This window comes from Microcystis sp. M49636_WE2, assembly GCF_030065375.1.
Classification (GTDB): domain Bacteria; phylum Cyanobacteriota; class Cyanobacteriia; order Cyanobacteriales; family Microcystaceae; genus Microcystis; species Microcystis aeruginosa_C.
In genome coordinates this window covers 1-7,857 of record NZ_JASJFG010000505.1, presented here as the reverse complement: position 1 = coordinate 7,857, position 7,857 = coordinate 1, and the positions used below count along the sequence as shown (strand labels likewise).

Annotated in this window: 7 protein-coding genes; 2 read left to right on the top strand and 5 right to left on the bottom strand. The window is 41.2% G+C overall.

Features of this window, described 5'->3' with window-relative positions; translation table 11 throughout:
• Positions 1-1,208, bottom strand: a 1,208-nt coding sequence (glyS, locus tag PX484_RS11805) for a glycine--tRNA ligase subunit beta (protein WP_288103963.1), incomplete at its 3' end; no start/stop codon positions are given.
• A 132-nt stretch (positions 1,209-1,340) separates the two neighbouring features.
• Between glyS and PX484_RS11800 the strand changes: the two genes are divergently transcribed.
• Positions 1,341-1,925 carry a MiaE family protein gene (locus PX484_RS11800; protein WP_002803378.1) on the top strand — a complete coding sequence of 195 codons (585 nt, stop codon included), beginning with the start codon at positions 1,341-1,343 and terminating at the stop codon, positions 1,923-1,925.
• Between the two features lie 28 nt (positions 1,926-1,953).
• Here PX484_RS11800 and PX484_RS11795 read toward each other — a convergent pair whose 3' ends face one another.
• Positions 1,954-3,144 carry a GNAT family N-acetyltransferase gene (locus tag PX484_RS11795; protein ID WP_287767266.1) on the bottom strand — a complete coding sequence of 397 codons (1,191 nt, stop codon included), beginning with the start codon at positions 3,142-3,144 and terminating at the stop codon, positions 1,954-1,956.
• A gap of 255 nt (positions 3,145-3,399) precedes the next feature.
• On the bottom strand, positions 3,400-4,080 hold the full coding sequence (locus PX484_RS11785; RefSeq protein ID WP_002803376.1) for a RibD family protein: 681 nt from the start codon (positions 4,078-4,080) through the stop codon (positions 3,400-3,402).
• Between the two features lie 91 nt (positions 4,081-4,171).
• Between PX484_RS11785 and PX484_RS11780 the strand changes: the two genes are divergently transcribed.
• Positions 4,172-6,097, top strand: a complete 1,926-nt coding sequence (locus PX484_RS11780; protein ID WP_287767264.1) for a sensor histidine kinase — start codon at positions 4,172-4,174, stop codon at positions 6,095-6,097.
• 41 nt (positions 6,098-6,138) lie between these two features.
• Here the strand turns inward: PX484_RS11780 and pheA are convergent, their stop codons facing one another.
• Together pheA and PX484_RS11770 are read right to left on the bottom strand one after the other, a co-directional pair.
• A complete protein-coding gene (pheA, locus tag PX484_RS11775) occupies positions 6,139-6,993 on the bottom strand; it encodes a prephenate dehydratase (RefSeq protein WP_002803374.1) in 855 nt (284 codons plus the stop codon).
• A 98-nt stretch (positions 6,994-7,091) separates the two neighbouring features.
• Positions 7,092-7,857: ribonuclease D (locus PX484_RS11770; RefSeq protein ID WP_288103958.1), on the bottom strand; the 766-nt coding region annotated here is incomplete at its 5' end.

Below are 7,857 nucleotides of genomic sequence, written 5' to 3'. Positions count from 1 at the left end.
ACCATTTGGGTAACTAAATCCGCTTTACAAAGCATGGCAGTGGACTCTATATCACTGCGACTTTGTTCATCGAGATTTAACTGTTCGACGATCATCTGGGCAATTTCCATAATCCGATCGACTTTATCGCGCATGGTTCCCAATTCTTCTTGGAAAGTGACGTTTTCCAGTTGGGGAAGGAAACTATCTAAGGGTTCATCACAATCGGCAGTATAGAAAAATCTGGCATCGGCTAACCGTGCGCGGATAACCCTTTCATTTCCTGCGGAGATAATCTCAGATTTCTGGGGATCGCCATTGGAAATAGTAATAAAATAGGGTGACAAACCCTGTTTAGTCTTGACTGGGAAATAACGCTGATGTGTCACCATCACGGTAATAATTACTTCCGGGGGTAATTCCAGAAATTCATCGTCAAATTTGCCGACAATTGCCGTGGGATATTCGACTAAGTTAGTCACTTCTGCTAATAAATCTGCGGGAATTTCTGCCACTCCCTCCAGTGTTTTGGCCAGGGTGGTAATCTGATCGGTAATTATCTGTTGACGCACTTGCGGATCCGCTTCCACAAAAATCGAGCGCAAACTGGTTAAATATGCTTGGGGATGACTAATGGCTAAGGATTGCGGGTGTAGAATGCGATGACCAAAAGTTAAGCGATCGCTGGTTAAAGTGGTAGAGCCATTAATTAATTCTAGGGGTAAAACTTCCCCATCCACTAAAGTTAATAACCAACGAATTGGCCGGGGAAATCTTAAATCTCCATCTCCCCAACGCATAAAACGTCTTCCTTCCAAACGGGTAATCCATTGGGGAATTAATTCAGTTAAAATCTCGGCTGTTTGACGACCCGGAATCGTTTTTTCAATATAGACAAATTCTCCTTTGTCTGTGGTGCGAATTGAGAAAGCATCGGTGCTAACTCCCTGTTTTCGAGCAAAACCCTCACCAGCGGGGGTAATTTGACCATTTTTGTAGGCGGCACTAACTGGGGGTCCTTTGATCTCCTCGCTGCGATCTTCTTGCTCCCTCGGTAATCCTGTGATTAACACGGCCAAACGGCGCGGGGTTGCGTAAACTTGAATAGCAGTCGCGTCCAGAGATTCCGTCTCTAAACTCTTGCTAACTCTTTCCTGCAATTGTGCGATCGCGCTATCGACAAAATCTGCGGGTAGTTCTTCTGTACCGACTTCCAGTAAAAAATCCATCTGATTGATTGGCCGTGTTTATGCTTCACCGATCATCTAGGCTATCACAGAAGCCGTGTCCTTAGTTTTTGACTGGTGTTGTTCGACTTTTTGGGTTAGGGTGAAAGAGGCAGCAAATTGGAATCAGCGACGATGGGAAAGATTAATTTATTAGTCAGTGCCACCTCTGAGGATTGGATAGAACAGGCAATTAATAATTTAGAGATTATTCTGCTCGATCATTCCCATTGTGAGCGAAAAGCGGCAGGAGTGGCCTTAAATCTCATGTTTCGTTATCCTTCCTACGCTTCCCTCGTGCGGAAATTAACTGCGATCGCACAAGAGGAATTAGAACATTTTGAACAGGTCAATCAATGGTTAGATAAATGGGGAATTCCCCTCGCTCCCTTGAATTCTCCCCCTTATGGTGCTAAATTAAAGGCCCAGATTCGTCACCAAGAACCTGATCGCCTTTTGGATTCGCTGTTAATATCAGCTTTAATCGAGGCGCGTTCCCACGAAAGATTAGGTTTATTGGCAGAATATTGTCCCGATCCTCAATTAGCTCAATTTTATCGCGGTTTAATGGCTTCCGAAGCGCGTCATTATGGTATTTATTGGCTATTAGCAGCGGATTATTTTGAACGGACAGTGATCGAGCAACGCTTAGAAACCCTAGCGGCGCTCGAAAGTGAAATTCTCACTACTCTGCACCCGGAACCTCGTATTCATAGTTGATTGCACCCAAGGACAAACCCTATCTAAATTACTCGTTCAACTCAATTTCTCTCTTAGAAAAGGGTAAATCTTGATTGATTGCCTCAATTTCTTCCTGTTCCATTTGATTAATTTCCTGGATATAGTTGCGGAGAATTTGAGTCATTTTACCATGATAAAAACGGTGTAAACTGTGATTGGCAGTGGCGGGAAAACCCCGTCTTTTTTTATGTTGTCCTCCCGCGCCGGGGTCAAACATGGTAATACCTTGACTAATTGCCCAATCGATCGGTTGATAGTAACAAGCTTCAAAATGTAAACAGTCGTACTCTTGAAAACTTCCCCAGTAACGACCATAAAGATTAGTATCTTTGCGAATACAAAAAGATAAACCCACCGGTTTAGTATCCTTTTCATTCTGGTAGGCAGTAATCAAAACCACTCGCTGACGATAATTCGGATATAATTGTTCAAAAAATTTCTGTGTCAGATATTTACTTCCCCAATAAAATTTATCACAGGTACTGCTATAAAACCGATAAATTAACGGGAATAAATGATGGGGAATTTCTTCGGCAGCCAGAGTTTTAATAATTAACCCCGCATTAGTCACCGCTTTCCGTTCCCGTTTAATGTTGCGGCGTTGATTAGCATTAAAAACCGTCAGATAATCTTCAAAACTTTGAAAACCTTTGTTATTCCAAATATAACTATGGTGTAACCAGGGAGTAAAGCCAAAATTTTCCATTAAAATTCGCCATTGGGGATCCACAAAAAGAAAATGACAACCCGACAGATTATTTTGGTCACAAAAATGATCGATTGCCGCTATCATTAAAGCAGTAATCTCCAGTTCATTTTCCCCCGGAGCAATTAAAAAACGATAACCCACCGCCGGAGTAAAAGGGGTCATTCCTAACAGTTTCGGATAGTATCTAATCCCTAAACGATGGGAAAGATCTGCCCATTGATGGTCAAAGACAAATTCACCGTAACTATGACTTTTAATATACAAAGGAGCGGCGGCAATTAACTCAGCACCGCACCAAACTGTTAGATGAGCAGGTTGCCACCCCGTGCGTCCCGTGGCGCTGCCGGAAGTTTCGATATTATGTAACCATTCCCACTCGAGAAAGGGAGTAGTTAGGGGTTGAGCGAGAGCATCCCATTTTTGTTGGGGAATCTCACTCATTTTATCAATCCAAACGACAGAATATTGGGGTTTAAGCTGTTCTACCATGGGACAAGATAAGTCAACCTTTTTATTTAAGGTTTGCTGAATAAATCTAAAACCCTTGTTGGGTAAGACTTTTAGACTTTTTGTCAATCAAAAAGTACCGGACTGGGAGTGATTAGGGGTAAAATTCCGGGACTTTTTCCCTGAAAATTAGGTAACTGAGTACCTCAAAATCAGTAAAACCCTACACCCTACACCCTACACCCCACACCCTGCCCCCACCAACAAACTTTTTCAGCAGACCCTATTTAAGGTAATCTAGTTTTGAGATTTATGGGACTGCCGTTCAAGGGAATAATGTAAGAAAATTTCTTCTTCCACGGTTTCCACGCTCAAAAGTTGTAATTTTCTGGCAGAATCAGCCATAAATCCAGTTCCTGCCAGAGGAGTTGCCGCTTTATTGCCTCCTAACAGCAACGGACAAATGGTTAGATGGATTTCATCGATTAAATCTTCAGCTAAAAGAGAGGCAATTAATTCACCACCTCCCAGAATCGCCAGCTTTTTGATACCTAGGGCGGTAAATTGCCTAAAAATAGCCTTCCAATCACCGCAGACTAAGACAAGCTCAAATAAACCCCGATTTTCCCATGCCGCCACTTTTTCCGCTGCGGTGATTAACCAGCGAGGGAAAGGCTGCTGAAAAAATTTCATCCCGGGATCAAGCAGGCCTGAATGAGAACAAACGATCTGTATCGGCTGCGGAGATAATCCCCGTTGTTGACGGTATGCGAGAAAATCGCCATGACGGATAGGAAGACTGGTGTGATAAGCGCGCAGGGTGTTGGCACCGAATAAAGCGGCATCCATGCGGGATAAATGTTGTTCTAGACGCATTTTATCGGTAGCAGAGGCAAACCTGGCCGCCGACTGGTAGGCGTCGGCAATTTTACCATCGGCACTCATGGCTAAAATAACGGTGGTGTGAGGACGATTCATGGCAAATGCTCGGGGATATCACCCGGTCCGATTGGTGAATAGGCTAGTATAGTCTAGAGTTTGATAGCAAGAATCAAACCAATTTCTGCCTATGCCTATCGGTCAATCCTCCTTTCGTCGTATTCTGCTCTCTCGCTTACTCTTGGTCAGTGTACCTGTACTACTAATGGGAGTTTATGTCACCTATCGTAAGGCGCGATCGGCTTTTTTGGAAACGGCTCGTCAAAATCTTACCGAAAGTGCCATCAGAAAAGCAGATAATATTGAGCAATCAATTCAACTTTTGCAGGCCAATCTTATCACTGCGAGCGAAAGTCTGGGTTTAAAACAGGGAACCTTAGCCGAAAAAGAAGCTTTTTTACAACAATTCACGGCGCGACTTCCTAATCAGATTAACTGTGTGGAATTAATTGATATTAAGACCAAGCAACCTTTATTAAATCGAGCCTGTGAACCAGAAATTATCAAAGTTTTGTCCCTGGAAAGATGGACAGAAAAACGGACTAGCTTTGCTGGTAATATCGAAAATATTTTAGTTAGAAGTTTACCCCGAAAATTTCTAATTAAATCTCCCAATAATAATCGTCAATTAGAATTAGTTTTTGCCGTTCCCATCTACGATAATCAAGGACAATTACAATCTAGTCTGATTCTGCAAGCTTCTCTCCTTTACCGTGAGAAGGTTTTACCCGGTTCTTTGTCAGGTTATCCCGTGGTTATTTCTGAAAATGGCATTATTCTCGCTCATCCCTATTTTGATCGCATTGGTAGCCATATCAGTCAAGAAGCTGATGCTGAACGCTTAAATAGTATTATCAATAATGCTATCCGAGGAAAACAAAATTTCTTGCATTTATTTTCTTTCGAGAAAGATGGCAAAGAATTAGTCGCTGGTTATAGTTCCCTCCCCAGTCCAGTTACGGGAGAATCATCCCAAAAATGGATAGTTTTAGCCATTAGTCCCCTCTCCCAAGCTCTGGCTCCTCTGCAACAAATTTGGGAGGCAATTTTTTATCTGATTTCTGGTTTATTATTAGCTTATTTAGTAGCTATTATACTGATCGCCAGGGATTTAGCTAGACCTTTAGAAAAACTGCGAGATTATGCCTTAAATATTCAAAAAATTCCTTCCCAAAAGATTAGACCAGAAAACTTTGATATTCGAGAAATTAATCAGTTAGCCTCGGCCTTAGAGGAAATGCTCGAACGTTTACGCCTTTGGGGAGAGGAAATAGTTAAGAGTTGGCAAGAAGCGGAAAATGCCAATCAATTAAAAAACCAATTTTTGGCGAATACTTCCCACGAATTACGCACCCCTCTTAATGGTATTATTGGCTCAATTCGTTGCGTTATGGATGGATTTTGTAATAGCGAGGAGGAAGAAAAAGAATATCTGCAACAAGCGGATAATGCAGCCGTACATCTGTTAGGAATTATTGATGATATTCTCAGTATTGCTAAAATAGAAGCGGGCAAACTTTCCGTTAATCCTGAACCAGTAGATTTACACCAAATTATCAATGAAGTTATTAATTTACAAACAGCATCGCTGCAACTTAAGTGCTTAAAATTAAATTTACTTTTCTGTCCAGAAAATCCGATAGTTTATGCTGATCCCACTAAATTAAAACAGGTAATTTTGAATGTTATTTCTAACTCAATTAAATTTACTGATAGAGGCACAATTTCTTTAATAACTCACTTAGAACATCCACAGGCTATTATGACTATAATCGATACAGGAATCGGTATAGATCCCCGGCAGCAATTAAAATTATTTCGCCCTTTTGTGATGATTGATGGTTCCACAACTAGAAAATTTAGCGGTACGGGTTTAGGATTAGCTATTTCTAAGAATTTTATGAAAATGATGGAGGGAGATATTACTATCTCTAGTCAAGGTAAAGGTTTAGGAACAACTGTAGAAATTATTCTTCCTCTAGTTGGGGAAAGAAAGCTTGATTCTACCCCAGAGGAAAACTCATCTTTGCCGATTCTTCCCTCTCTTAAAATCTAAAATATCTCTATTTAATTTCTGTAATTTATGAGGAATTTAGTTTATAATTCCTCTAAACTCTCTACAGGCAAATTAACCACCTGATAAGCACCAAAAACCTTGATCGCATCGGTATAATTGGTTAATTCTTCTAAAGTTGCCCCGATTAAATGCTGTTGATCTGGATTAATTTCTAGATCAATAAAAAATATGTATTCCCCTAAAGATCGTTTAGTTGGTCGCGATTCGATCCGAGATAAATTAAGCTGACGTTTGGCAAAAACTTCTAAAGGTTTGACTAAAGCACCAGGTTGATCTAAAACTTGAAAAGCGAGGGACATCCGCTCACCTTGAGGATGGGAAGTTACAGCCATTACCCAAAAACGGGTACAATTATCGGGATAATCATTAATTGGTTGTGTTAATATTGGTACATTATAGAGTTTTGCCGCCCGGGGGGAAGCAATAGCGGCCGAATTAGCCTCTCGATCGAGAATTTGAATCGCTTCTGTGGTAGAATTGGTGGGAATAATCGGCACGTTAGGTAAATTATTTTCTAGCCACTTTTGACATTGGGCTAAAGCTTGGGGATGAGAATAAACGGTTTTAATTTCTGTTAGCGATTGTCTGGGAGATAGAAGTGCATGGGAAATCGGTAAAACTAATTCTTGTTGAATCTGTAACCCGGGTAATTGCCATAAAGCATCAAGAGTCATTACCACACTTCCTTCGGTGGAATTTTCCACCGGGACCACTGCTAAATCGGCCTGATTTTGGACAACTGATCGCAAGGCCAAGGCAATGCTAGGATAGGGTATTAATTGACGAGGCTGGGGTGGTAAACTGTTAGCAAATGCTAAAGCGGCTGTTTCTGAATAGGTTCCCACCGGCCCCAGATAAGCGATCTTTACAGTCATTTAGATTATCCCCGCAAGCAATTTTTTCTAGCTATTACAGCCTTTCTCATCCGCATCAAGTATAACCTAATTTGGTATTGACTCCTATTCTGCTATAATCATCTCAAGTCAGCTTCACTTTGTTTAATGGTCAATTGACTGATTTTTTGGCGAGTTTCCTCGATAGTTAACCCTTGGGCTAAATCCCCCAATTCTTTGAGAAAATCATTAGTTAAGGAGAGAGATATTTGGCTATCCTGGCCCGATAAATAGACAACTTTGGCTAATTCGGCCAGTTTAACTTTTTTGCCAGTGCGATTTTGATAACTGACCGAAAACCCGTTAATCTCCGCAGCTTGTTGCTCAATCATTGCCGACTTTAAACGTTCCTTGAGATGTTCCATCTCTGTATCTAAAATCTTCCATTGCTGGTAAATTTCCCAATAACGATTAGTTAATCTTTCCAGATTCTCACCCGCGGGATCAGGAGTAATTAAATGGGAAAGCTGCAAAAGACGATGGTGGATTTGGGCTGTATATACGGGGTCTTTTTGTGCATATTCTAGCTGGTCCGCGGTTAAAGGTCTTTTGCCCCAATTACCCCCCTGTTCACTTTTATCGATAGCGGGAAAATGACAAAGACATTCAGCCACGGTTTTCAGTTGATAATTGGGTAAGGGAGCAATATAGTAGGGAACCTTTTTAGCTAACTCTAGGGTACAGGTGATTTTTTTAACTTTGCCCTTACCGCCCAAAAATTTACAATCATAACTAGCATTGTGAAAAACCTTTTCTATCCGGTCAACCAGCATGATTTTAGTGATAAAATAGTTAGTAAGATCGGGTCGATCAAGAACATCCAAAATTGTCACCCGCTCCCCCGTT

Excerpts from the sequence above, each read along its gene's own strand:
- PX484_RS11800 (WP_002803378.1), top strand. The coding sequence starts at position 1,341 with ATGGGAAAGATTAATTTATTAGTCAGTGCCACCTCTGAGGATTGGATA.
- PX484_RS11795 (WP_287767266.1), bottom strand. The coding sequence starts at position 3,144 with ATGGTAGAACAGCTTAAACCCCAATATTCTGTCGTTTGGATTGATAAA.
- PX484_RS11785 (WP_002803376.1), bottom strand. The coding sequence starts at position 4,080 with ATGAATCGTCCTCACACCACCGTTATTTTAGCCATGAGTGCCGATGGT.
- PX484_RS11780 (WP_287767264.1), top strand. The coding sequence starts at position 4,172 with ATGCCTATCGGTCAATCCTCCTTTCGTCGTATTCTGCTCTCTCGCTTA.
- pheA (WP_002803374.1), bottom strand. The coding sequence starts at position 6,993 with ATGACTGTAAAGATCGCTTATCTGGGGCCGGTGGGAACCTATTCAGAA.